Origin of the sequence: Salegentibacter agarivorans (genome assembly GCF_900113135.1) — a bacterium.
Classification (GTDB): domain Bacteria; phylum Bacteroidota; class Bacteroidia; order Flavobacteriales; family Flavobacteriaceae; genus Salegentibacter; species Salegentibacter agarivorans.
The window spans coordinates 254,436-280,063 of the sequence record NZ_FOOH01000002.1 but is presented as its reverse complement, the minus strand read 5'-3'; the positions used below and the strand labels follow the sequence as shown (position 1 = coordinate 280,063).

Annotated in this window: 22 protein-coding genes and 2 tRNA genes; 18 read left to right on the top strand and 6 right to left on the bottom strand. The window is 36.2% G+C overall.

The window, feature by feature from the left end; translation table 11 throughout:
- Positions 1 to 592: 592 nt before the first annotated feature.
- The 4 genes from BM084_RS03320 to BM084_RS03305 form a co-directional block, all read right to left on the bottom strand.
- On the bottom strand, positions 593 to 1,801 hold the full coding sequence (locus BM084_RS03320) for a site-specific integrase (protein WP_093302439.1): 1,209 nt from the start codon (positions 1,799 to 1,801) through the stop codon (positions 593 to 595).
- Between the two features lie 221 nt (positions 1,802 to 2,022).
- Positions 2,023 to 2,097: transfer RNA gene (locus BM084_RS03315), tRNA-Pro, on the bottom strand.
- Between the two features lie 215 nt (positions 2,098 to 2,312).
- Positions 2,313 to 2,394, bottom strand: a tRNA-Ser gene (locus BM084_RS03310).
- Positions 2,395 to 2,541: 147 nt separating this feature from the next.
- Positions 2,542 to 3,780, bottom strand: coding sequence for an NAD(P)/FAD-dependent oxidoreductase (locus tag BM084_RS03305; RefSeq protein ID WP_093302739.1), 1,239 nt, complete (start codon positions 3,778 to 3,780; stop codon positions 2,542 to 2,544).
- 119 nt (positions 3,781 to 3,899) lie between these two features.
- Between BM084_RS03305 and BM084_RS03300 the strand changes: the two genes are divergently transcribed.
- From BM084_RS03300 to BM084_RS03215, 17 genes are all read left to right on the top strand, one after another.
- Positions 3,900 to 5,432: a flexirubin biosynthesis tyrosine ammonia-lyase FlxA gene (locus tag BM084_RS03300; protein ID WP_075327969.1), complete on the top strand. Its 1,533-nt coding sequence runs from the start codon at positions 3,900 to 3,902 to the stop codon at positions 5,430 to 5,432.
- Between the two features lie 366 nt (positions 5,433 to 5,798).
- On the top strand, positions 5,799 to 6,530 hold the full coding sequence (gene fabG, locus BM084_RS03290; protein WP_075326917.1) for a flexirubin biosynthesis SDR family reductase FlxB: 732 nt from the start codon (positions 5,799 to 5,801) through the stop codon (positions 6,528 to 6,530).
- Between the two features lie 3 nt (positions 6,531 to 6,533).
- Positions 6,534 to 7,412 carry an LpxL/LpxP family acyltransferase gene (locus BM084_RS03285; protein ID WP_075326916.1) on the top strand — a complete coding sequence of 293 codons (879 nt, stop codon included), beginning with the start codon at positions 6,534 to 6,536 and terminating at the stop codon, positions 7,410 to 7,412.
- Between the two features lie 12 nt (positions 7,413 to 7,424).
- On the top strand, positions 7,425 to 7,874 hold the full coding sequence (locus tag BM084_RS03280) for a hotdog family protein (protein ID WP_075326915.1): 450 nt from the start codon (positions 7,425 to 7,427) through the stop codon (positions 7,872 to 7,874).
- A 1-nt stretch (position 7,875) separates the two neighbouring features.
- The gene (locus tag BM084_RS03275; RefSeq protein WP_093302737.1) at positions 7,876 to 8,295 is read left to right on the top strand and encodes an acyl-CoA thioesterase; all 420 of its coding nucleotides are present in this window, start codon (positions 7,876 to 7,878) and stop codon (positions 8,293 to 8,295) included.
- Positions 8,295 to 9,437 carry a beta-ketoacyl synthase N-terminal-like domain-containing protein gene (locus BM084_RS03270; RefSeq protein ID WP_093302759.1) on the top strand — a complete coding sequence of 381 codons (1,143 nt, stop codon included), beginning with the start codon at positions 8,295 to 8,297 and terminating at the stop codon, positions 9,435 to 9,437. The genes BM084_RS03275 and BM084_RS03270 overlap by 1 nt, the downstream gene beginning before the upstream one ends.
- Position 9,438: 1 nt before the next feature.
- The gene (locus tag BM084_RS03265) at positions 9,439 to 10,059 is read left to right on the top strand and encodes a hypothetical protein (protein ID WP_075326913.1); all 621 of its coding nucleotides are present in this window, start codon (positions 9,439 to 9,441) and stop codon (positions 10,057 to 10,059) included.
- A complete protein-coding gene (locus tag BM084_RS03260; protein WP_075326912.1) occupies positions 10,034 to 10,291 on the top strand; it encodes a phosphopantetheine-binding protein in 258 nt (85 codons plus the stop codon). Before BM084_RS03265 ends, BM084_RS03260 begins: the two co-directional genes overlap by 26 nt.
- A 3-nt stretch (positions 10,292 to 10,294) precedes the next feature.
- Positions 10,295 to 11,485 carry a beta-ketoacyl-[acyl-carrier-protein] synthase family protein gene (locus BM084_RS03255; RefSeq protein ID WP_093302735.1) on the top strand — a complete coding sequence of 397 codons (1,191 nt, stop codon included), beginning with the start codon at positions 10,295 to 10,297 and terminating at the stop codon, positions 11,483 to 11,485.
- Positions 11,475 to 12,539: a beta-ketoacyl synthase chain length factor gene (locus tag BM084_RS03250; RefSeq protein WP_075326910.1), complete on the top strand. Its 1,065-nt coding sequence runs from the start codon at positions 11,475 to 11,477 to the stop codon at positions 12,537 to 12,539. The genes BM084_RS03255 and BM084_RS03250 overlap by 11 nt, the downstream gene beginning before the upstream one ends.
- Positions 12,529 to 13,299 carry a polysaccharide deacetylase family protein gene (locus tag BM084_RS03245; RefSeq protein WP_075326909.1) on the top strand — a complete coding sequence of 257 codons (771 nt, stop codon included), beginning with the start codon at positions 12,529 to 12,531 and terminating at the stop codon, positions 13,297 to 13,299. Before BM084_RS03250 ends, BM084_RS03245 begins: the two co-directional genes overlap by 11 nt.
- On the top strand, positions 13,286 to 13,906 hold the full coding sequence (locus BM084_RS03240) for a flexirubin biosynthesis/transport protein LolA2 (protein WP_075326908.1): 621 nt from the start codon (positions 13,286 to 13,288) through the stop codon (positions 13,904 to 13,906). Before BM084_RS03245 ends, BM084_RS03240 begins: the two co-directional genes overlap by 14 nt.
- Before the next feature lie 70 nt (positions 13,907 to 13,976).
- Positions 13,977 to 14,348: an ApeI family dehydratase gene (locus BM084_RS03235; RefSeq protein ID WP_075326907.1), complete on the top strand. Its 372-nt coding sequence runs from the start codon at positions 13,977 to 13,979 to the stop codon at positions 14,346 to 14,348.
- A gap of 60 nt (positions 14,349 to 14,408) precedes the next feature.
- Complete coding sequence (locus tag BM084_RS03230) at positions 14,409 to 15,608, top strand: DUF2062 domain-containing protein (protein WP_093302732.1); 1,200 nt, start codon at positions 14,409 to 14,411, stop codon at positions 15,606 to 15,608.
- Entirely contained in the window at positions 15,609 to 18,584 is a 2,976-nt protein-coding gene (locus BM084_RS03225; protein WP_093302730.1) for an MMPL family transporter, read from the top strand. It abuts the gene before it with no gap.
- Complete coding sequence (locus BM084_RS03220) at positions 18,585 to 20,255, top strand: C45 family autoproteolytic acyltransferase/hydrolase (protein ID WP_075326904.1); 1,671 nt, start codon at positions 18,585 to 18,587, stop codon at positions 20,253 to 20,255. It abuts the gene before it with no gap.
- Positions 20,256 to 21,512 carry a flexirubin biosynthesis putative acyl-CoA ligase FlxY gene (locus BM084_RS03215; protein ID WP_075326903.1) on the top strand — a complete coding sequence of 419 codons (1,257 nt, stop codon included), beginning with the start codon at positions 20,256 to 20,258 and terminating at the stop codon, positions 21,510 to 21,512.
- A 3-nt stretch (positions 21,513 to 21,515) separates the two neighbouring features.
- On the opposite strand, the gene BM084_RS03210 is transcribed toward BM084_RS03215, so the two are convergent.
- Together BM084_RS03210 and BM084_RS03205 are read right to left on the bottom strand one after the other, a co-directional pair.
- Positions 21,516 to 22,265 carry a C40 family peptidase gene (locus tag BM084_RS03210; RefSeq protein ID WP_093302727.1) on the bottom strand — a complete coding sequence of 250 codons (750 nt, stop codon included), beginning with the start codon at positions 22,263 to 22,265 and terminating at the stop codon, positions 21,516 to 21,518.
- A gap of 18 nt (positions 22,266 to 22,283) precedes the next feature.
- Positions 22,284 to 23,465, bottom strand: coding sequence for an acetyl-CoA C-acyltransferase (locus tag BM084_RS03205; RefSeq protein WP_093302724.1), 1,182 nt, complete (start codon positions 23,463 to 23,465; stop codon positions 22,284 to 22,286).
- A gap of 115 nt (positions 23,466 to 23,580) precedes the next feature.
- Here BM084_RS03205 and BM084_RS03200 point away from each other — a divergent pair, with 115 nt between their 5' ends.
- Complete coding sequence (locus tag BM084_RS03200; protein WP_093302722.1) at positions 23,581 to 25,626, top strand: HD family phosphohydrolase; 2,046 nt, start codon at positions 23,581 to 23,583, stop codon at positions 25,624 to 25,626.
- The last annotated feature ends 2 nt before the right edge of the window (positions 25,627 to 25,628 follow it).

Below are 25,628 nucleotides of genomic sequence, written 5' to 3'. Positions count from 1 at the left end.
TGCAAAAGTTTTTAAATAAAAAACTTACCTCAAATAGCCTGAAAGCCCCAATAAAACCGTTGAAATTTGCAGTAAAACTAATTTGAATTAGACAGTATTTTTATACCGGAGTAGTGAAATGAACGCGAGATTACCAGTAAATGGACTGGAACACCCTGAAAATAGGTTAAAATTTACTGGTATTACAAAAACAAAATAGGTTTTGCGCCCTATGCTGTTTTTACTTTTCACTTAACTTCCCGTACGCTATAAAAACAGCATAGGATCCAGCGCTGTAAGTTATGGTAGATTTGGGACCATATTTTTTCTTTTTTAACTAGCTTATTTTATATCAAAACCTGCAAAATCTATACAAAGTTCAGCATCGTTTTATTTTTGATGACAAAGTGATGCGGAAATGATGCGGCTGAAAATCCCCAGTATTACTGGTCTTATTTATATCTGGCATCGATTCATCAAAAAAAGAAGAAATTATCGGAGGCTTTTCTCCTTTGTTGTATTCAGAATTTGTTGCTTTGATGCAGATCTTCCCGCAAGCCTTGATAACATTGAGCTATGACCCGCATCACTTCTGCATCGTTTCATCGCTTTTTTAGGAGAGTTTAGATTGCAATTGATCCATATCGTCTCCTAATTTTTGATCAACTACTCTGGCATAGATTTGCGTAGTTGATAATTTAGTGTGCCCCAGGAGCTTTGAAACGGTTTCTATGGGCACTCCATTGGATAGGGTGACCGTTGTAGCAAAAGTATGTCTGGCAACGTGAAAACTAAGCTTTTTAGGAATTTTACACTGCTCTGCAATTTCCTTCAAGTAAGTATTTGTTTTTTGGTTGCTATACACCGGTAATAGAAATTCTGAAGTTGGTTTTTCATATTTATACAAAATACTGCGGGCTTTTTCCAGTAGCGGTACCTTAATCGGTTCATTGCTTTTCTCCCGCCTGCTATAGATCCAGTCCTTCCCATTCACACCTTTTATCAGGTTATCTCGGGTAAGGTTTTTTATTTCCCCATAACACATACCAGTATAGCAGGAAAAAACAAAAATATCCTTAGTGGTCTCCAGTGTTACTCTTCTGAATCGGGTCTCCTCAATATAATCTAGTTCTCTTTGGCTCAAATACGCACGATCAAATTTTTCAAATTTCATTTTATAGTCCCGGAATGGATCCTTATCCAGCCAACCAAGTTTAATGGCTAAATTTGTGAGCTTCTTAAATCGCTCCATGTGTTTCATTATTCCGTTATTACTCAATTGCTTTTTGCCATTTTTCCCCTTTTTTCTTCTTAGAAACTTGTCGAAACTGGTAACGAATTGATAATCTATATTTTTAAGATAGATATCTTTGATTCTATGATCGTAGGAAAGGTAATCATTCAAATACTTTTCTGTAGCTCCGTAATTTTTTAGCGTTCCTGGTTTAAGCACATCAACCATAGTGGTTTTATGATATTCAAGAATTTCCTGGAGTGATTTAAAAGTCGCATCAGCCCCAAGAAAACGGGCTTTGATAGCCTTGGCTGTTATAATTCTATCTTCTTTGAGCAGGTCTTCATAACACTGCAATAGTTTCGAATACTTGGCGTCCAGATAATTATTCAAAACTGTCGCTTCAAGGTTTCTTCCTTTTAACCTGTGGGCGCGATCATCCCAGGATTCCGGGTCACATTGTCGTCTTAAACTAATTTCTGCCCGACGGCCATTGACAGTTACCCTTGCATAAATAGGTGCAAGAGTATCTTTTTTCTTGGCCAAATTCAGCCAAAAGAGAATACGAAAAGTGGGTTTTGTTTTCATTGCCTTTCATTTAGGTAACCGATTTAACATAATTGTCGAAGTCAAATCACGCTAAAGCCCTAAGGCAACTGAAAGGTAAGAAAAAATGGGTGACCGATTAGGTAACCGAATAGGTCACATTTTATTTGATATCAAACAAAAAAAAATGATTCCCAGTTTTGCTAAAAGCACTGAAAATCATTTATTTAGGTAGTTTTTGAGCTATTTTGATACTCAAAAAGTCGGGGTGGCAGGATTCGAACCTGCGGCCTCCTGCTCCCAAAGCAGGCGCGATAACCGGGCTACGCTACACCCCGAGTAATTTTTTAATCGCGCTCGGCGCGATAACTGGCCAGAGAATATCCCAACAATGTCGAGACTATACCCATAGCTTAAGCTTACTAGCTTAAAAATTTTAGCCTTTCCGATCCAAAATACTCTTTCAAAAAGCAGTCCGGGAGACGGAGGAAGATTATCCCTATCTTTTCCAGAAGAAAAAGGAGAATAATAATCCGCAGACTAAAAAATCTTGCGGAGAGACCGGGATTCGAACCCGGGCATCCCGAAGGATGACAGCTTAGCAGGCTGCTGCATTACCACTCTGCCACCTCTCCAAATATTTAAGAACGTGCAAACATTTTTGCGGTTGCAAATGTAACTTTTACTTACTTACCTTCCAAACTTTTTTGGGCTAAAGAATGCAATAAAATAAGTACTAATTTTTAAACGCTTTGACATCAGAATTTTAAGTTTAAAAATTTTTAAACATTTATTTCTTCCTGGTCTATTAAGCGCGCTACATTTTTAATAATTCGTTGGTGATTCTTTACAAACGGATTGCTTTTATCCCAAACATAGCCTGCGAGAACTGCGCAAATCTGTTCTTTTATTTCAGTTTTTGGCATTTCATGGAAAAACAATTTTTGCAAATTCCCAGTATACCATTCTTTTACATAATTGCTAAATACCGAAATTCCATTTTGCATATATTCAGCATAATCTTTTTCCCAATTTACATCCTTACCTTCAACTTCAAGTTTGGCAAGCGTGGCAGCCTGCAAACCAGATTCGGTTGCAAAGGCAACTCCAGATGAGAAAATGGGGTCAAGAAACTCGGCGCTGTTTCCGCATAAAGCGAATCCGTTGCCATACATTTTCTTTACATTTCTTGAAATACTTGGAATTTTTATCGGGTTAAAAAGAAATAATTCTTCGTCAAATCTGCCCCGGTAATATTTCAGCTCTTTGAGCATTTCCCTAAAGGCTACTGAATTATCACTACTAAAACCTTTAAACCACTCATCTTCGCTAACAAAACCGAGACTGGAATTTCCATTTGAAAAAGGAAAATACCAAAACCAGGTTTTTGTATCCAAAACTTCAAAAGTGATCAATTCACCTTCTTTTCCTTCTGGTCTATTTGTTTCTTTAATATGAGTAAAGATTGAAGAATTACCTGTGATTTTTGGAGAAGTATTCAAGTCTAATTGGTTAGCTAAAACCCGACCGTTACCGCTGGCGTCAATTATAAAATCAGCGTTTATCTCTATATTTTCTTCAAAATTAATAAGAATTTCAGTAGTCGATTTTTTCCCGTAGAAATTTACCTTTGAAACTTCGGCACCAAAGAATATTTCTACGCCCTGTCGCTGAATTTCATTTGCCAAAACCAGGTCAAAATCGGCTCGTGGTACCTGCCAGGTCCAATCCCAACCATTGCCATATTTTTCACTAAAATCAAATTCACCAACTTTACCGTTTTTTATAAACCTTGCCCCATATTTTTTCTGAAATCCGGCAGCCATAATAGCGTCCAGTAACCCAGCTTCCTCAAAATTTTCCATACTCTTAGGAAGTAAACTCTCACCTATACTAAAACGCGGAAAACTACTTTTTTCTACCACCAAACAATTAACCCCGTGCTTTTTTAAATAACCGGCAGCGACCATTCCAGATGGTCCCGCGCCAATAATTAAGATTTGGGTTTCAAGTTTTTTCATTTTAAAGGTTTCAACTATTTAGATCTCTAATGAATATTCATTCTAAATCGAAAAACGGCAATTTTAAATACGGTCTAAATATAGTACATTTGTTAAGATTCTTAACAATAATGCGGCCTATGCTCCAAATTAATGATGCCCTTAGCCTGGAAGATTTTTACAAGGTTTTGTTTGAAAATGCTGAAATTCAGTCGTCTTCACAAAACCTATCCAAAATTGAAGCCAGTTTTGAGTTTCTAAAAAATTTTTCTCAAAATAAGGTAATTTATGGCGTAAACACGGGTTTTGGCCCAATGGCGCAGTATAAGATAAAAGATAAGGACCGTATACAACTTCAGTATAACTTAATTAGAAGTCACGCTTCAGGTGCCGGTAAACCTATGGAACCGCTGTATGTAAAAGCGCTGATGCTTGCACGTTTAAATACGCTTTCCCTTGGGAAATCTGGCATACACAAATCTGTTGTTGAAGTTATGCAGCAGCTTATCAATAAAAATATTACCCCATTAATTTTTGAACACGGTGGAGTAGGAGCTTCGGGAGATTTGGTGCAATTAGCGCATTTAGCGCTGGTTTTAATTGGAGAAGGAGAAGTTTTTTATAAAAATGAACGTCGTGAAACTAAAGAGGTTTTTGCTGAAGAAAATATTCAACCTATAAAAATTGAAATCAGGGAAGGCCTGGCTTTAATGAATGGTACTTCGGCAATGACGGGCATTGGGATTGTAAATATAATTTACGCCAAATGCCTGCTCAACTGGTCGGTTTTTTGTTCTTCGGCTATTAATGAAATCGTTCAGGCTTACGACGATCATTTATCTGAAGAGTTAAACACCGCTAAAAAACATATAGGCCAGCAAAAGATCGCTGAAAAAATGCGAAATCATTTAAAAGACAGTAAACTTACACGAGACCGTAATGAGCATTTATATAATGATACGGCCGATAAAAACACGTATTTTAAAGAAAAAGTACAGGAATATTATAGTTTGCGCTGCGTGCCACAAATTTTAGGTCCGGTTTACGACACAATAGAACAAACCACCAAAATCCTTATTGAAGAAGTAAATTCTGCCAACGATAATCCTATTATAGATGTGGAAAACGAGCACGTGTATCACGGCGGAAATTTCCACGGAGATTATGTGGCCCTGGAAATGGATAAATTAAAATTGGTGGTTACAAAACTATCAATGCTGGCCGAGCGTCAACTTAATTATTTACTGAATAATAAACTTAACGATATTTTACCGCCATTCGTAAATCTTGGGAAACTTGGATTGAATTTTGGATTGCAGGGCGTGCAATTTACCGCGGTTTCTACAACTGCCGAGAATCAAACTTTAGCTAACCCAATGTATATTCACAGTATTCCAAACAATAATGATAACCAGGATATCGTGAGTATGGGCACTAATGCAGCGAATATTACAAAAACGGTTATAGATAATACTTTTGAAGTACTTTCGGTAGAAATTATTACTATTGTGCAGGCTTTGCGGTACCTGGATTTTGATGAAAAACTATCAAAAAAAACCCGGGAGATTTTTAAGGAAATGAATAAAATTATCCCTGAAATAAAAGAGGATTTCCCATTTTATAAAACCAACGCCGAATTAAAAGATTATCTAAAAAATAGCGCGGTTTATTAACCCTGCGAGTTTTTTTAATCTCGGCAAGGTTTAAACTTTGCAGGATAAAATTTTGAATATCGTTAAATGTTGATAATGAAATATTCTAAATTGGATTATGATTTTGGAGTTTTTAAATCCTTTTTCGCAGAATATGTAGACCAAACCGCGAGATTCAGGATAGCCGATTTTTTCAATCGGTTATCCGCGGGGTTTTGTTCACGGTTTTTGGCTTTTTTGCCAAAAAATTCCTTGAAAAAGGTGTCTTTTTCTTTGCTTCGTTTCTTTTGGACGAGCAAAAGAAATGAAGGGCAGGTTAAACCAAAATTTCATTGATAAGATTTACCCAGAATTAAGAGTTATTAATTGTTTTAAATTTGAGATTAAATGAAATACGCCCTCATCACCGGTGCTTCTCGCGGAATTGGAAAAGCTATTGCTTTAAAAATAGCCCAGGAATTGCAGTATAATATTTTGCTGAATTTCCAATCCAATGCCGAAGCTGCGGAATCTACCAAAAAACTAATTGAAGCTGAAGGTGTAAAATGCGAATTACTAAAGTTTGACGTTGCAGATGCTGAAAAAACTTCTAAAGCGCTTGAAAATTTCACTAAAAATAATCCGGAAGCAGAAATTGAAATCATTGTAAATAATGCGGGGATTAACCGCGACGGACTTTTTATGTGGATGAAACCTGAAGACTGGCATTCGGTGATCAATACCAGTTTAAATGGTTTTTACAATGTCACTCAGCCACTAATCAAAGATATGCTGAAAAGGCGCTATGGTAGAATTATCAATATTGTTTCACTTTCAGGATTAAAAGGCAATGCGGGCCAGGTAAATTATTCGGCGGCAAAAGGAGCGGTGGTCGCTGCCACGAAGGCCCTGGCACAGGAAATAGGTAAAAGAAAAGTTACTGTAAATGCTGTAGCGCCCGGTTTTATCACTTCAGACATGACTGCCGATTTTGATGACAATGAACTTAAAAAATTGATTCCCTTAAATCGTTTTGGCGAAGCCGAGGAAGTAGCCGATTTGGTAAGTTTCCTGGCCTCTAAAAAGGCTTCCTATATTACCGGCGAAGTCATTAATATTAACGGCGGACTCTATTCATAAATTATGTCTAATTGGAAAGGACAATCGCGTGGTACCGTTCTGGGATTAAGGATCTACGTTTTTATAATTAAAACTTTCGGGCTTTATGCTTCTTATTTTGTCCTTCTTTTTGTAGCTCTTTACTTTATTTTCTTCGCTTTTAATTCTACTAAAAGTGTTTATTATTTATTTCGAAAAAGATTAGGTTTTTCAAAAATTAAAGCGGCTTTAAATGTTTATAAAAGCTATTTTACCTTTGGAAGAATTCAATTAGATCGCGTGGCTATAGCTTCTGGATTAAAACATAAATATAGCTTTGAGTTTGATGGGATTCAGAATATCCAAAACTTACTTCAACAGAAAAAAGGAGGAATTTTACTTACCGCTCACATTGGAAATTTTAATCTTGCAAAACATTTTTTTGATGAAACCAACAATCATCATATTGTAAACCTGGTGGTAACCGATTTAGAGCACGAGGAAATTAAAGACTACCTGGATTCGGTTACAGGGAAATCGGCTATAAAACTCATTGTTTTAAAAGAAGATCTTTCCCATATTTTTGAGATGAACCGTGCACTTCAAAACAACGAGCTCCTGGTTTTTGCCGCAGACCGGTATACCGAAAATGCTAAGACTTTTACTCAAGATTTTATGGGAAAACCAGTGAAATTTCCGCAGGGACCATTTAAATTAGCGGCCCGTAATGAAATTCCTGTATTATTTGTACATATTATGCGAGAGAAGAATTTTCATTATCATTTTTATGCCAGGCCTTATAATCCTGAGAATAATGATGCGAAAAATCTATTAAAAGCTTATCTTGAAAACCTGGAAATTATGCTAAAAAAGTATCCGCATCAATGGTATAATTATTACGATTACTGGAACGATTTCAGCTAAAAAAAACAGCTTATGGCAGAAAATTTACTCAAAGAACCAATTAGAGAATTAGACCGAATTCTGCAGTTAATTCCACAAAAACCTCCATTTGTTATGGTAGACAGTTTATTGGAATACACCGATAAGACCGGCACTACCGGGTTCACCATACCTATGGATAATATTTTGGTGGAAGATGCCATTTTTTCTGAACCGGGTCTTATTGAGCATATGGCCCAAAGTATGTCGCTTTGGCGTGGTTACGAAGGATTTTTAAGCGGACTGGATAAACCAAAAACCGGTTTTATTGGCGCTATTAAAGCTGTTGAAATCCTTGAACTTCCAAAAGCTGGAACTAAATTAGTCACGTACGTAGAAATCCTTCAGGAGTTTATGAATGTAACTTCGGTTGGTGCACGTACTTTTGATGAAGAAGGAAAGCTTTTAGCCACTTCAGAAATGAAAACTGTTACTGTAGATTAATATGCTGGAGAAATCCTTAACCACCATTACAAAATTAAGAGTCCGTTTTCACGAGTGTGATCCGTTGCAAATTGTATGGCACGGCAACTATCTAAAATATTTCGAAGAAGGTCGTGAAGATTTTGGCCGCGAACACGGTATTTCTTACTTAGATGCTCAAACTAAAGGTTTTTCCACACCAATTGTAAAATCTATTTGCGAACACAAATTGCCTTTAAAATATAGCGATTCGTTTCAGGTGGAAACCACTTTTATAAATTCTGAAGCTGCAAAAATAAATTTCAGTTATAAAATTTTTAAAGGGGAAGACCTGATTTGCACCGGAGAAACGCTACAGGTTTTTCTGGATGAAAACCGGAAATTGATATTAAATAATCCGCCGTTTTTCTTAGATTGGAAAAAGAAAATGAAGCTGCTTTAATGAAGAAACTCTACCTGTTAGAAGATGCGATTATTTCTCCATTGGGATTTTCTACCAAAGAAAATATCCAGGCCATTCGTGAGGGAAAGTCGGGTTTAAAATTTCAGAAACCAGAATTTACCGAAAACCAATTTTTTGCCGGAATTATTGATGAAACACTATTAAACCAGGTTTTTTCAAAAATTGGAGCTATTGAAAAGTTTACCAAACTGGAAAAAATGATCCTGCTGGCAGTAAAGCAGCTCCTGGACAAAAATAAAAACCTGGATTTAACAGAAACTGCGCTAATTCTTACAACCACCAAAGGAAACATAAACCTTTTAAAAGAACCTGGCGATTTTCCTGAAAGTCGTTTAAAATTAAGTAAATTGGGTAAAATTGTTGCTAATTTTTTCGGTTTTAAGCAAACACCCATAATTCTTTCCAACGCCTGTATTTCCGGAGGATTAGGCCTTGCAGTGGCAAGAGGGTTGGGGAATTCTGGAAAATTTACAAATGCCATAGTTGTTGGAGCGGATTTAGTGAGTGATTTTGTGATCTCGGGTTTTAATTCATTCCAGGCTTTAAGCACTGAAGCCTGCAAACCTTTTTCAAAAGAACGGGACGGGATTAGCCTTGGAGAAGCCGCAGCAGCTATCATGGTAAGTACTGAAAAGCCCGAGATTTCAAATGTTATCAGTTTGATTGGTGATGCTTCTGCGAATGATGCCAACCATATTTCGGGGCCTTCGCGGACCGGGGAGGGTTTATATATAAGCATTCAAAAAGCGCTAAAAGATGCATCAATTTCCGCAGAAAAAGTCGGGCTTTTATCGGCACACGGCACGGCTACGGTATATAATGACGAGATGGAAAGTATTGCATTTCATAGATCTGGTTTGCAGGAAGTGCCAATTCATAGCTTAAAAGGTTTTTATGGGCATACTTTGGGCGCTTCAGCTTTATTAGAAAGTATTATAACCAAACATTCGATGCTGAATAATGAATTAATTGCTTCTAAAAATTTCGGCGAATTGGGAGTTTCGAAGTCTTTAAATATTATTCAAAGTAATAAACACAAAGAAATCTATTATGCCCTAAAAACCGCGTCGGGATTTGGCGGATGTAACCTGGCTTTGGTTTTTAAAGCAGAAAAAGAATAAAATGTCAAATCAATTTTACATACAGGATTGGGTAAAGATTAAAAACGGTGAAATTTTTAATTCAGGAAAATTGATTTTTGAATCTACAGAAAAGGAACTTAATCTTTTTCTAAAGGAATGCTATGAATTTTTAGAAATAAAGTATCCTAAATTTCACAAAATGGACGGACTGTCAAAATTGGGAATTTTGGGTTCAGAAATTATTTTCAGAAAAAATAAACCCACAAAAGATACCGCCCTGGTAATCTCAAACAATGCTTCCAGCCTGGAAACCGATAAGCAATTTCAGGAAAGCACAAAAACTTTTGCGTCGCCTGCGTTGTTTGTTTATACACTTCCAAATATAGTTTTAGGCGAAATAAGCATTAAATATAAATTGCAAAGTGAAAATGCCTTTTTTATTTCAGAAGATTTTAATGCCGGCCTGCTAAAAGATTATTCAGAATCCCTGTTATCTTCAGAAAAAACTTCCAGGGTGCTTTGTGGTTGGTTAGACTTGCAAAATGGCGAATATGATGTATTTTTGTGCCTGGTTTCAAAGGAAAAAAACATTCCATTTTCTGAAGAAAGCCTCAAAAAATTATATTGCGCTGAAAATGACAAACCTACACACCGAACTTAAAGAAAGCATCATCGAGCAACTTAACCTGGAAGATATGGAACCTGCCGATATAAGCAACGACGAACCGCTTTTTGGCGATGGTCTTGGCCTGGATTCTATAGATGCATTGGAGCTTATTGTGCTTTTGGAAAAAGATTATGGGATAAAACTCACCGATCCAGCTCAGGGAAAAGAAATTTTTGTCTCCATAAACCAAATGGCTCAATTTATTGAAGAAAACCGAACTAAATAATTTATGAATAAAAGTGTTGCCGTTACCGGAATGGGGATTATCTCTGCGATTGGCAACAACACTGCGGCAAATTATAATTCTTTAATTTCAGGAAAGCACGGTATTTCTACTCCTGAAGTTCTAAAAACAATTTATAAGCATTTGCCTGTGGGGGAAATAAAAATTTCTAACGAAAGCATTGCTAAAAAATTAAACCTTCCGGAAAATCATAGTTATACACGGGCTGCTTTATTAGGAGCGTTGGCCGTGAAAGAAGCCATATTCCAGGCTAATCTTAAATTAGATGGAGATACTGGTTTTATTTCGGGCACCAGCGTTGGGGGAATGGATGCTACTGAAACCTATTTCAAAGATTTTTCAGAAGGGAAAACTGATAATAACCGATTTATTCGTGCGCAGCATCCCGGTTTTACTACGGAAAAGATCGCGGAGTATTTTGAAGTTAACGGGTTTGTAAGTACAATAAGTACCGCCTGTTCTTCTGGAGCTAATGCGATAATGCTGGGCGCTAGAATGATTAAAACCGGAAAGCTGAAACGGGTAATTGTTGGCGGAACAGACTGTCTCACAAAATTTACACTTAACGGATTTAACTCTTTAATGATTCTATCTAATGAACAATGCAAACCTTTTGATGAAAACCGTAAAGGATTAAATTTAGGCGAAGGCGCTGCCTATTTAGTTTTAGAAGCTGAAGAGGAAATTAATGGTAAACCGGTTTTAGGGCGAATTTCAGGATATGGTAATGCTAACGATGCATTTCACCAAACTGCGTCTTCAGAAAATGGGGAAGGAGCTTTTTTAGCTATGCAAAAAGCTTTAAAAACTGCGGGAATTCCTGTCGAAAAAATTAATTATATAAATGCCCACGGTACCGCAACCAAAAATAATGATAAGGCTGAAAGTGCAGCTCTGGAGAGAATTTTTAGCAATAAACTTCCAGATTTTAGTTCAACAAAAGCTTTTACCGGGCATACTTTAGCAGCATCGGGAGCTTTGGAAGCGGTTTATAGCTTGTTAGCAATTCAAAATGAACAGGTATTTCCAAACCTTAATTTTTCTAATCCAATGCTAAATCCTGGGTTTATACCGGTGACTAATTTGAAGGAAAAACCTATAGATTACGTGTTATCAAACTCTTTTGGCTTCGGGGGAAATTGTACTTCTTTAATTTTTAGTAAAAATGGGATATAAGATCTATATAAATGGGATTGGGAGTATTTCTGCTCAGGAGGAAGATTTATTTTCCAGAGGATCTGCAACTATTTATCGGGAGAACATTTTTCCTGCAATTTCCCCAAATTATAAAGAATTTATAAAACCTATGGCTTTAAGGCGAATGTCTAAAGCCATAAAAATGGGAGTTACTTCAGCCAAAATTGCTTTAAAAGAAGCCAAAGTTGAAGTTCCCGGTGCAATTATTACCGGAACAGGCGAAGGCTGCAAACAGGATACCGAGAAATTCCTGGAAAATCTGCTCGATTTGGACGAGAAATTATTGACTCCAACTTCTTTTATCCAATCTACCCACAACACGATTGGGGGGCAAATAGCCTTAAATTTAGGATGTAAAAATTATAATGTGACTTACACCCAAAATTCGGTTTCCCTGGAAACTGCTTTGCTGGATGCCCAAATGCAGTTCAATGAAAATCCTGAAATTGGTTCAATATTAGCTGGAGGAGTAGATGAGATTTCAGAAAAAATCACTTCATTTCAAAAACTTGATGGTCAGTTAAAACTGAATCCCATTAAAAATCTTGATCTACTGAGGGAAGATTCTACTGGTACGATTACTTCAGAAGGTGCACATTTTTTTGTCCTTTCTAAAGAAAAGAAGGAAAATACTTATGCTGAATTTCAAAGTGTTTCTATAAAAAATGTGATTAAACCTGAAACTATTATTAATGAAATTGAAAATTTTCTGGCAAAAAACAACCTGAATAGTACAGCTATAGATGCAGTTATTTTAGGAAAAAATGGAGATAATAGGTACGATTATTTTTATAAAAATCTTCAAAGAAAATTGTTGAAAAATAAACCTCAGTTAGCTTATAAGCATCTTGTGGGCGACTTTGATACGGCGTCGGGATATGCAGTTTTTGTGGCTGCTAAAATTCTAAAAACTAGTAAGATTCCTGCAATTTTAAAGCTAAACAATGTTGATTGTAAAATCCCGAAACATATTCTTATTTACAATCAGTATCTTGGCAGGGATCACAGTTTAATGCTACTTAGTGCGGTTTAAAATTATAAATACGGTTATTATCTTTCTGCTTTGCGGAGCTTTGGTACTGACTTTCTTCGGTCTCACCTCATTTTGGTATGTCTTAACTTTTATTATTCTCTACCTGCTTTTTTTACTTACCGTCTCAACGAATGTTAGGTTCAATTTCTTTGTAAACTCTATTAGTGAAAATCGAAATATTATAAATAAACAAGTAGCGATAACTTTTGATGATGGCCCGGTGGAAAATACACTGGAAATTCTAAAGGTTTTAAAGAAATATGAGGTAAAAGCCGGGTTTTTCTGTATTGGAAAGCATATAGAAGCACAACCTGAAATTTTCAGAAAAATTATTGAAGAAAATCATTTGGTTGGCAATCATACATATAGTCATACCCGTAAAATGGGAGCTTTACCCGTTTCTACCCTGGTGCGTGAAATAGAAGAATGTAATAGAATTGCCGAAGAAACCGCCGGGATAAAAATGAATCTTTTTAGATCGCCTTTCGGAATTGTAAGTCCCAAAACGCAAAAAGCTCTTCAAAAAACAGGAATGCAATCTATAGGCTGGAGCATTAGGTCTTTTGATGCGGTACTTTCTTCAGAAGAAATTATTCTGAATAGAATTAAAAAAAGGCTTAAACCGGGAGCGGTAATCCTTTTGCACGATAATAATGCTAAAACCGTCAATATACTGGAACAGTTGTTGCTATTTTTGAAAAATAATCAATATGAGGTTGTAAGACCTGATAAATTATTGGAAATCAATGCGTATTCTTAATATTCTAATTTTATTTCTAAGTCTGAATTTAGCGGCACAGGAGGAGCTTTCTAAAGATGAAATATCTCAATTTCAGGAGGAAATGATGACTAAAGCTAACGAGCTCACCACTCTGGAAGCCGACTTTATACAAACCAAAAAGATTGAAATGATCACAGAAGAATCTGTGAGCCGCGGCAAACTTTATTATCAAAACCCTGAAAAATTAAAATGGGAATACGCAGAGCCACAAGATTATGTAATTCTTTTTGTAGAAGGTGAACTTCATATAAATGACGCAGGTGATAAAAGCGTGAGAAACACCGGCTCTAACAAGCTTTTTGATAAAATTGCCAAACTTATTACAGGAAGTGTTAACGGGAAATTGCTTCAGGATAATGAGAATTTTGATATTTCCTATAGTCGCGAAAACAATTTGATTGCTGCTTTAATAATTCCGAAGGATAAAAACTTAAAAGCAATGTTTGCTGAAATCCACTTATCCTTTAATGAAAAAAATATCGTTGAAAAAGTTGATTTGCGGGAAGAAGCAGGAGATATGACGACTATTGAGTTTAGTAATATTAAAATTAACCGCGAAATACCTGCTAGCCTTTTTGAACCATAAAATGTTTATGAAAGGTAAAATACCTGAATTTTTCTGTGTAATTTAGTAAGACAACAATACCAGCCAATACATGTTATTAAAGAATTTTTATTCAGTTTTAAATTCTTCCGAAGAAAACGGGAAGCAGCTTACCCAGATAAAAATTAATAAAGATCACGAGATTTACGAGGGCCATTTTCCAGGTAGGCCGGTAACTCCGGGTGTTATTTTAATGAATTTATTCAAAGAAGAAGCAGAGCGAAGGTGTGGATGTAAACTTCAGTTTAAAAAAGGTAATAACGTAAAATTTATGGCCGTGGTAGATCCAAATACCGATGCGGTTTTAAACCTTGAAACAGAAATTACAGAAGAGAATCAGGAAATAAAACTTAAAGGTATAGCTAAGAATTCTGAAGGTATTTCTTTGAAAATCAACTCTCTTTATAAAAAAGTTGAATCTTAAGCTTTTAGAAGTTTGTGCTTTACTTTTTAATTTTACTTTTGCAATTAAAGCCATTTTAATTTGAACCAAGAACCCATACACCAGTCCAGATTTGAAGCTTTAAATTGTTGTATCCTAATTCCTACATACAACAATGAAAAAAGCCTGGCCAGCGTTTTACAGGATCTATTGTTGTATACCTCTAATCTTTTGGTAGTAAATGATGGTTCTACCGATGCTACGGAAGAAATTCTGAAAGAATTTTCTCAAATAAATGTGCATCATTTTGAAGAAAACAGGGGGAAGGGAGAAGCTTTAAAACACGGATTTAAAATTGCGGAAAAAGTTGGTTACGAATATGCAATAACCATAGATTCAGACGGGCAGCATTATCCTGACGATCTGGATGTTTTTTTAAGTCATTTAGAGGAAAAAAGTCCCGATTCTGAAATTTTACTGGTTGGAGATCGCAATATGGGACAGGATGGAATTCCCGGAAAAAGTACCACCGGAAATAAATTTTCTAACTTCTGGTTTTTAGTGGTAACCGGTACTCAATTAACCGATACACAAAGTGGCTACCGACTTTATCCTTTAAGGGTAATAAACCAAATTAAGCTGTATACCAGTAAGTTTGAACTGGAGATTGAGATTATAGTAAAGGCCGCCTGGCGTAAAGTGAAGGTAAGAAACGTGCCTATTAAGGTTTTTTATGAAGAAAACCGCGTAACACACTTCCGGCCTTTTTGGGATATTACTAGGATAACATTACTGTATATATGGTTTGTTTTGGTGAGTTTTTTCTATATCCACCCCCGCGATACTTACCAGGATTTTAGAAAGAAAGGCTTTAAGCGTTTTTGGAAAGAAAATATAATTAAAAGTCAGGAACCTGCGCATAAAAAAGCTGCAGCGATTGCCCTGGGTGTATTTGTGGGAATTTTACCGTTCTGGGGCTTACATACTTTGCTTGTTTTTAGTTTAGCTGCAATGTTTAAGCTCAATAAAGTTGTAGCATTTCTATTCAGCAATATTAGTATTCCTCCGCTTATTCCTTTTATAATTTATGCGAGTTACCAGGCAGGATCTTTATTAACTGGCCGCGGATTTGCCTGGGAATTAAGACCGGAAGATTTTGATTCTACTGCCGATATTTTCCTTGGATTATGGCAGTATATAATTGGTAGTTTTGCACTGGCAGGAATTGCCGCTGTACTGCTTTGGATTGTGTTTTATTTCTTATTTTCGGTAAGAAACCAAAAACAGGTGGTAAAACCTTAAATGCACAATTTTTTCCTAAAGCTTTATTATTTTTTTAGAAGACAAAAGGCTGTTGGTTTTTTGTTACTGCTTCTCTTTGTGCTTGCCGGCGGATATTTCTCTTTTAAAATCCAACTGGAAGAAGATATCACCAAACTAATTCCTTCAGGGGAAAAGCAGGATGCTTTACGCAAGATTTTGGATAATACCGAGTTTTCAGATAAACTTATTATTACGATTTCTTCAGAAGATAAAAATCCGGAAGAACTTACTGCTTATGCCAATAAACTCACAGATTCTTTAGATAAAAAACTCCCGGAATATATTACCAAAATACAGGGAAAAATCCCGGAAGAAGGGATTTTGGAAGTTTATGATTTTGTTTATCAAAATCTACCATTATTTCTTAATTCAGAGGATTATGAAGAAATAAATGCCCGACTACGGGAAGACAGCATTCAGGAAAGATTGAAAAGCTCTTACAGAGACTTAATTTCCCCAACCGGATTTATAACAAAGCAATTTCTCTTTAAAGATCCACTTTCTTTAACCCACCTGGGATTAGAGAAATTACAGGAACTACAGGTAGACGACAATTTTAAGATTTACAATAATTACCTGGTGACCAAAGATGAAAAGCATTTGTTACTCTTTATCACACCTACATATCCGGCTTCTGAAACTAAAAATAATCAGGTTTTTATTGAGAGATTAGACAAAATTATTTCTGAATTAAATGGGAATTCAGAAGTAAAAGCTGAATATTTTGGAGGAGTTCTGTACGCCATTGCTAATGCAAAACAAATAAAAAGCGATATTCAGCTTACGCTTAGTATTGCTTTTTCTATTTTACTAATCCTCCTAATCCTATTTTACCGAAGATTTTACGTACCATTATTGCTTTTTCTTCCCAGTCTATTGGGCGCTTTTTCGGCAATTACTTTGCTATATTTTGTCAAAGGAAGTGTTTCAGCAATTTCTTTAGGAATAGGTGCGATTTTATTGGGAATAAGCCTCGATTATGCGTTGCATATACTCACCCATTTTAGAAATAATGCCGATGTAAGAATTCTATATAAAGAAGTGAGCAAACCTATTTTAATGAGCAGCTTTACTACTGCTATCGCATTTTTGTGTTTGCTTTTCCTGGAAAGTGAAGCTTTGAATGATTTGGGGATCTTTGCTGCTGTGAGTGTAATCACGGCTTCAGTATTTTCTTTAATTCTTATTCCGCAGTTTTATAAGCCGCCTAAAAACAAGCAGAAAGTTAAAAACAACTGGATAGATAAGCTCGCATCTCAGCGATTCTATAAAAATAAATTTTTAGTCGGATTTGTACTCTTGCTATTTCTCTGCGGATTATTTTTCTTCAGCAAAGTTGAGTTTAATGAAGATATTTCCCAACTTAATTTTGAGCCGGAAGACATACAGCAAACTGAAGAAAAAATTAAGCAGATTGCAGATGAAGCTGCTAATATCACTTATTTGGTTTCCTATGGGAACGATATAGAGGAGGCTCTTTCCAGAAATAACGAGCTTTACCGGGAACTTAAAAACCTGGAAAAAACAGGTGATATTAAGAGTTTTAGCAGTATTGGCGGGGTAGTCCTTTCTACCGATAAACAAACAGAAAGAATAGAGTACTGGGAAGAGTTTTGGACAGATTCTAAAAAGGAAAACCTAAAAAATACTCTTTTAAATGAATCTGCTGAACTTGGTTTTAAAGCAGAAAGTTTTAACCGATTTTACGAGCAATTGAATAAAGACTTTGACGGTATATTCCTGGACGATTACCGTGATGTTTCTACTCTTTATTTAGATGATTTTATAAATAATAATCCGGGTTTTTCCACGGTGACCAGTACGCTAAGTTTTGAAGAAAATAATCCTGAAATATTACAGGAACTGGAAGAAAAAGAGGGCATTATTGCTATAGACCGAAAGCAAATGAACGAGGATTTCCTTGGGGATTTAAAGAGCGAATTTAACCAACTTATTTTATTCTCTCTAATTGCTGTTTTTATTGTTTTACTCGTTTTTTACAGGAATTTGTTGCTTAGTTTACTTACTTTATTGCCCATTGCTATAACTTGGATCATCGCTTTAGGGATAATGGCCGTTTTAGGCATAGAATTCAACATTCTAAATATTATAATTTCAACATTTATTTTCGGGCTAGGGCTGGATTACAGTATTTTTATCACCAACGCCTGCTTAAAGGAATACGAGACAGGGAAACCTGCTTTAAAAACTTACCAGGCTTCCATTTTGCTTTCGGTAATTACTACTTTACTGGGCATAGGTGCTCTGGTTTTAGCCAAACATCCGGCTCTCCAATCGGTTTCTGTGGTTTCTGTAATTGGAGTTCTAACCGCGGTTTTGGTGGCTTTTGTAATTCAAACAAAATTATTCGATCTTTTATTTTTCCGAAGAAAATTGGTGCAGAAAGCTCCTTTTAGCTTCTATGCTCTGTTTAAAAAATCAGGGAATAAAGAGCAACTTTACTTAAAAAATGCTGTTTTGGGAAATTACAGGTATAAATCTGTGTATCCATTTGCTAAAAAGGAATTTACCCAAAATCGCGAACGATTTTTAAAAGTTTCCGAATTTATAGATTCGAAGGAGAAAATTTTTATGTTGAATTCCTCTTACGGGATTCTCCCTGTATTTTTAAGTCTGAAAAATCCTGAAAATAAATTCTTTGTTTTAGATATAAATAAAGAAAATAGAAAAATTTCCAAAAACACTGCTCAAAGTAATGCTGAGAATATTACTTTTCGCAAATCCTGGCCAGAAGATTTAAAGGAATATCCAGTTTATCTAATTAGTGAAAAACCTTCAGAAGAAATCGCTTCGGTATTAAAAGAAAATATTTCCCGGAACGCTAAACAAGTGATTATTTTAACTTCAGAATACGAGAACCGGTGGCTTATCGATTTAAATTTTGAGATTATTTATCGACAAAATAATATCCTGGTTTTAAAAAGAATGGATTAAATGAAGTTACTTTTTATTAAAATATCTATTGTTTTTGGGATTTTGTTCCTCTTAAATTCCTGCGGAGTAAAACGTTCCATGGAGGACCGGCCAGATATTACCGGAATAGAAAAAATAGATACTTCCAGAACCAAGATAAGCGACAATCATTATCGTTTAGGGAAGAATTCCCTTTATAAAAATAAACACGGAATTTGGGAGCTTTATATTGAAGGCAACGCGCTGGAACGTGGCGTAACTAGCGGAAGCCTAACCCGGGAGTTGATGCATAAACAAGAAACTGCCTTTATGGAGAATATCTATGAGTTGGTTCCTGAAACCGGTTACCGAAATTTCTTAAAGAAAACAGTCGCCTGGTTTAACCGAAAAATGTACCTGCACGTCCCCGAAGAATATAAACAGGAAATTTACGGCACCTCTCTTTTTGGATTGGAAAAGTACAATGATTTTGCCCCGGCTTATGTGCGTATGCTCTATTTCCATGGAGCACACGATATAGGTCACGCGTTGCAGGATTTGATGTTGGTAGGCTGTACTTCTTTTGCCGCCTGGGACGATAAAACTGAAGACGGACAATTACTACTTGGGCGGAACTTCGATTTCTATGCGGGAGATGAGTTTGCGGAAGAAAAGATTGCAGCCTTTGTTAATCCCGATAAAGGGCATAAGTTTATGATGTACACCTGGGCCGGGATGATTGGTTCTGTGAGTGGTTTGAATGAAAAGGGAATAAGTGTAACCATAAATGCTGGAAAAAGTAAAATTCCGTTGCAGGCCAAAACTCCAATTAGTTTGGTTGCCCGTGAAATTCTTCAATATGCAACTTCAACTACCGAAGCCATAGAGATCGCTAAAAAGCGTGAAGTTTTTGTTTCGGAATCTATTATGGTGGGGAGCGCAAAAGAAGGTAGGGCGATCTTAATTGAAGTAGCTCCGGGAAATTTTGGAGTTTTTGAAGTTGAAAATTCTAATAAATTAATTTGCAGCAATCATTTTCAAAGTGAAGCTTATGCGGAAGATAACCGAAACTTAAAAACCATTGAGGAAAGCCATACTCAGTATAGATTTGATAGAATGCAGGAGTTACTTTCTGAAAAAGAGAAATTAAACCCTCAAAAAGCTGCTGAAATATTAAGGAACAAAGAAGGTTTAGAAGGTGTTAAGCTGGGAACGGGAAATGAAATGGCTATTAATCAATTGCTTGCCCACCACGGCATTATTTTTAAACCTGAAGAAAATAAGGTTTGGATATCTGCGAATCCTTATCAATTGGGTGCTTTTGTGGCTTACGACCTTGATACTGCATTTAAAAAGTTTGAAGCTGGAAATGTTTCTGGCAGTGTTATGCTTGCTGAAGAAAACATTGCAGAAGATCTTTTTGTAAATACTGAAGCTTATAAAGATTACGAGAAATACAGAAAATTAAATGGGAAAATCATTGAAGCCATTTCTAAAGAACAAGAAGTTTCAGAAGATAAAATTAAGCGTTTAAAGTATTTAAATCCTCATTTCTGGGAAGTTTATAAAATTGCCGGAGATTATTATTTTCAGCAAAAAGAATTTAAAAAAGCGGTGATCAATTATAAGCAGGCAAAAAGGAGGCAAGTAACCACTTTACCAGATGAAGAATACTTAGATAAAATGATAAAAAAATCTTACCGCAAAATCTAAATGACTAATTTCTACGATATAAATAAGAATGAGGAATTGCTAAAAATACAGCTAAGTTACGTTGTGGCAAATTCTCCATTTTATAAAAAGCGTTTTACAGATTGTAAAATTGATATTGAAGGAATTCCATCTTATGAGGAATTCAGAAAGATCCCGATTACTACTAAAGAAGATTTACAGCATTATAATCAAGAATTTATTGCGGTTCCTAAAGATGAAATTATAGATTATGTTACCACTTCAGGAACTTTAGGCAATCCCGTTAGTTTTGCCTTAAATGACGCCGATTTAGATCGGCTGGCAGAAAATGAACGTCAGTCTTTTGAAATGGTAGGAGTCAAGAAATCTAGCGTGGTGCAACTTACTACGACTTTAGATCGCAGATTTATGGCCGGGATGGCTTACTTTTTAGGATTACGAAAACTGGGAGCCGGGATTATAAGAACCGGCAGCGGTCTGCCCGGATTGCAGTGGGAATCTATAGAACGATTTCAACCTGGTTTTCTCGTCGCAGTTCCATCATTTTTGTTGAAAATGATCGATTTTGCCAGGCAAAATGGAATTGATTATAAAAGCTCTTCGATTAAAGCTACTGTTTGTATTGGCGAACCTTTGCGAAACCCAGATTTCAGTCTGAATTCTTTAGGACAAAAATTAAAGGATTTATGGGATATAGAATTATTTTCTACCTACGCCAGTACAGAAATGGGTACGGCTTTTACCGAGTGTGAATTCCACACCGGAAATCATAGCTTGCCCGATTTGATTTTTACTGAAGTTTTAGATGAAAATGCTGATGCTGTGAATCCTGGTGAAATTGGAGAATTAGTAGTCACTCCTTTGCAAACCCAAACAATGCCATTGGTGAGATTTGCCACCGGGGATATGGTGAAATTCTATGGTGAAAATTGTGAATGCGGTAGAAAGTCAATGAGAATTAGCACTCCTGTTGGGCGTAAAAAGCAAATGATAAAATTAAAAGGAACTACACTTTATCCGCAGCAAATCATCAATTTACTTACGGCTTTTCATTCCCTGAAAATCTTTGTTATTGAAGCAAGTTCAAATGAAAATCAAACGGATGAAATCCTGATAAGGATTCCGAATGATTTTACTGAAACTAGTAAGCTTCAGGAGCATTTACAATCTGGATTAAAAGTGAAGGTCACATTAGAAAAAACTTCCGTAGAAAAAATAGAAAAACTAAAATTTCCCAGAGAAAGTAGAAAACCAAAACTTTTCCACGATTTTCGATAAATCTTAAATGATCTTTTTTATTACCCGCAATTGGTGGGTATGTCTTTTTAATTCGGCATTAAAAATTCCTGAATGATCAATGCGATCAATTCTAACCTTTCCATCTACGTGAATAATGTAGTTATCGTTCATCATAATACCTACGTGATCTATTATTCCTTCTTTATCATCAAAAAAGGCAAGATCTCCGGCTTCACTTTCTTCAATAAAACTAAGTGGTTCACCTTGTTTAGCCTGATCGGCTGAATTTTTATTTAATTGGTAGCCGTTTAGCTTATAAACCATTTGTGTAAGTCCGCTGCAATCAATTCCCAGCGGCGATTTTCCGCCCCAGGCATACGGACTGTTTAAATAGAGTAGTGCAGTTTTTACATTTTCCATTTTAGGTTTCTCTCCCGAAACCGAATGTCCCTCAAAGTGATGGTTTAATAAACCGATAGCATTAAGCGAAGCGCCAATAGGAATAGTTATAAGATGCCCGTTATGATCGGTCACAAAATCAAAAAGATCTGCAGAATATTTTGGAGTAGCCTGGTCTAACTGGAAGTAAGTTTCTTCCGAAATTTTAAGTAATTGTTTATTTGAGATCCAGGCCTCAAAATTATCGAATGCAACACGAATCCTGCTCCATTGAGCACGTTCTTCAAGTATTTTAAAATGTTCTCCATAAAGAACCTGAGAGACCATTTCGCTATTATTAGATGTGGTTTCGCGAAGTGGCACAATGCTTAGGGGGCAAATTCCGTATTGCATTCAATAAAAAATATAAAATTAAGAGTTTCGCTCTATTACCATTGCAGATGCACCGCCACCGCCATTACAAATTGCGGCTACACCTAATTTAGCATTATTTTGCTGCAATACATTTAGTAAAGTAATAAGAATTCTTACTCCGCTACAGCCCAGTGGGTGACCTAGAGAAACAGCACCACCGTGAACATTGGTGATCTCGTCGCTAATTCCTAAAATCTTCATATTGGCCAGTCCAACTACAGAGAAAGCTTCGTTAAATTCAAAGAAATCTATATCATCTTGAGCAACACCTGCGTTTTTAAGCGCTAAAGGCAAAGCTTTGGCTGGAGCAGTTGTAAACCATTTTGGCTCCTGTGCGGCATCAGCAAAACCTTTAATGCTGGCCAGGATCTCTACGCCCAATTCTTCTGCTTTTGCACGGCTCATTAAAACCACGGCACCTGCACCATCGTTAATGGTAGAAGCATTTGCAGCAGTTACCGTTCCGTCTTTACTAAACGCTGGACGAAGTGAGGTTATTTTATCCATTCTCACATTCTTGAATTCTTCGTCTTCTTTTACCACTAAAGGATCTCCTTTTCGCTGCGGAACTTCAACCGGCACAACTTCATTATCAAATTTTCCATCGGCCCAGGCCTCAGCAGAACGTTCGTAAGATTTAATGGCAAATGCATCCTGATCTTCTCTGGAGAAATTATGCTCCGTAGCACATAGATCGGCGCAAACACCCATCGCATTATGGTCGTAAGCATCTACCAAACCATCTTTTTGCATCCCGTCTTCCATTTTTGCAGGCCCAAATTTCTGACCTTTTCTATGGTATAAATAATGCGGAATTAAACTCATATTTTCCATTCCACCGGCAACAACTATAGAATTTTGTCCTAGCATAATAGATTGTGCGCCTTGCATCACGGCTTTCATCCCGCTGGCACATACTTTATTTACAGTTGTACAAGGAACAGTATCTGGAATTCCGGCTTTCAAAGCCGCCTGTCTTGCAGGTGCCTGGCCAACACCGGCCTGCACTACATTTCCCATTAAAACTTCCTGTACAAGTTCAGGTTTTAAATTAATTTTATTTAGAGCTCCTTTGATGGCAACAGCACCAAGATCTGTAGCTTCTACGGTAGATAAGCTACCTAAAAAACTTCCAATTGGAGTCCTTGCGGCGCTTACAATTACTACTTCGTTATTCATCATTTATGTTTTAGTTATTTCTTCTTTTGCGAATTTAGTGATTTTATAAGGAACTTAACAAGAGTGCTCCTTTGGGCGCTATTTTTTAGTACATTTGAGCAATAGCACGATTTATATGAAGAAATTCGTAAATAACCTGTATAAGAATCAGGCATTATTTTACAAGGTATTTTTATTTGCGCTTACCGCAGTGCTAATTGTTTACCTGCTTCCTAAAGGTGGAAATTTTAAATATGAAATTCCTAAGGGGAAGCCGTGGCAATATGAAAATTTATATGCGCCTTTTGATTTTGCTATATTAAAATCTGAAGAAGAAATCCAGGATGAGCGCCAGCAAATAATAAACAACCATACTCCATATTTTCAGTTTAACAAGGAAATTCCCAATCAGGTAAAATCTGAAGTGCCCGAGGTAGTAACGGAAGTTTTTCCCGACTCTATTTTAAAAAACAGGGAAATTCAAATTATTGGTTTTGTAAATGAAACCCTGGAAGGTGTCTATGAATATGGTTTATTACAGGACAACAACAGGTTAGAAGATAATCAGTTGGTTTATTTACGAAAGGGAAATGAAGCCTTTGAAATTTCTTATAAAAATATTTTAAAACAAGACCAGGTAAGGGATTTTTTAAATTCTGAAATTGAAGAATCTAATCTTTCAGAAGTTGAAAATGAATTATTAGAAGTATTTTTCAACCTCATAGAACCTAACGTAAGTTTTGATAGCGAATTTACCCAGAAAGAGCTACAAAGTAAACTGGATAACATCTCTTATACCCGCGGTAATATAGAACAGGGCAGTAGGGTAATAGCCCGGGGGGAAGTGGTAGAAGGCAATAAATATAATATTCTTAGATCGCTTAAAAATGAATATGAATCCCAGGTTTGGAGTGAAAGCAATTATAAGTGGATTATAGTTGGATATAGTGTACTAGTGGCGCTGGCGCTTTTAATGTTACTGCTATTTATTAGGAAATACCGGCAGGAAATTTTTGAGAATAATGTGAAGGTAACATTTATTTTCTTCAATATTCTCTTTATGGTGTTGCTCACCACCCTGGTGGTTAATTTCAATATAGATTACGTATATGTAGTACCTTTGTGTATTTTACCACTTACTTTAAAAGCCTTTTTTGATGCTCGTTTAGGAATGTTCACTCACGTGATTACGGTGCTATTATTAGGTTTTATTGTACCTAACAGTTACGAGTATATGTTTCTGCAAATTATAGCAGGAATTGTTACTATTCTAACTGTTTCTGAACTTTATAAGAGGGCAAATCTTTTTATATCTGTAGGGCAAATTACCCTGGTTTACATTATTTCATACTTTGCTTTCACCGTTATTCAGGAAGGAAATATTGCCGATGTAGAAGGTGAAGTTTTACTAACCTTCCTACTTGGGGGATTGGCCACTCTATTTGTGCAGCCTTTGATTTATATCTATGAAAAGATCTTCGGAATGGTTTCAGATATGTCTTTGTTGGAACTCTCAGATACCAATTCAAAATTACTGAAAGAGCTTTCAGAAAAAGCACCTGGAACATTTCACCACTCTCTCAATGTTGCTAACCTGGCTGAAGCTGCCGCCAATGAAATTAATGCAAATGCCATGTTGGTTAGGGTAGGAGCGCTTTATCACGATATTGGGAAAATGAAAAATCCGACTTATTTCTCTGAAAATCAAACTTCAGCGGTGAATTCACATGATGAACTGGCGCCCAAAGAAAGCGCACAAATTATTACCGATCACGTAATTAACGGAATTGAAATCGCTAAAAAACATAATCTTCCAGATAGGGTTATAGATTTTATTAGAACACATCACGGGACCACCACGGTTTACTTCTTTTATATGAAAGAGAAAGAGCAAAATGATAACGCGGTAGCAGATGATTTCAGGTATCCCGGCCCTATTCCTTTCAGTAAAGAAACAGCAATATTAATGATGTGTGATAGTGTAGAAGCCGCCAGTAAAAGTTTAAAGGAACCAACTGCTGGAGTAATAGATAATTTTGTAGAGAAGATTATTGATAAGCAAATGAAGGAAGAGCAATTTTTAAATGCTAATATTACTTTTAAAGAAATACAAGTGGTGAAAAAGATCCTTAAACGTAAGCTTAAGAATATTTTTCACCTCAGGGTAGAATATCCGGAATAGGT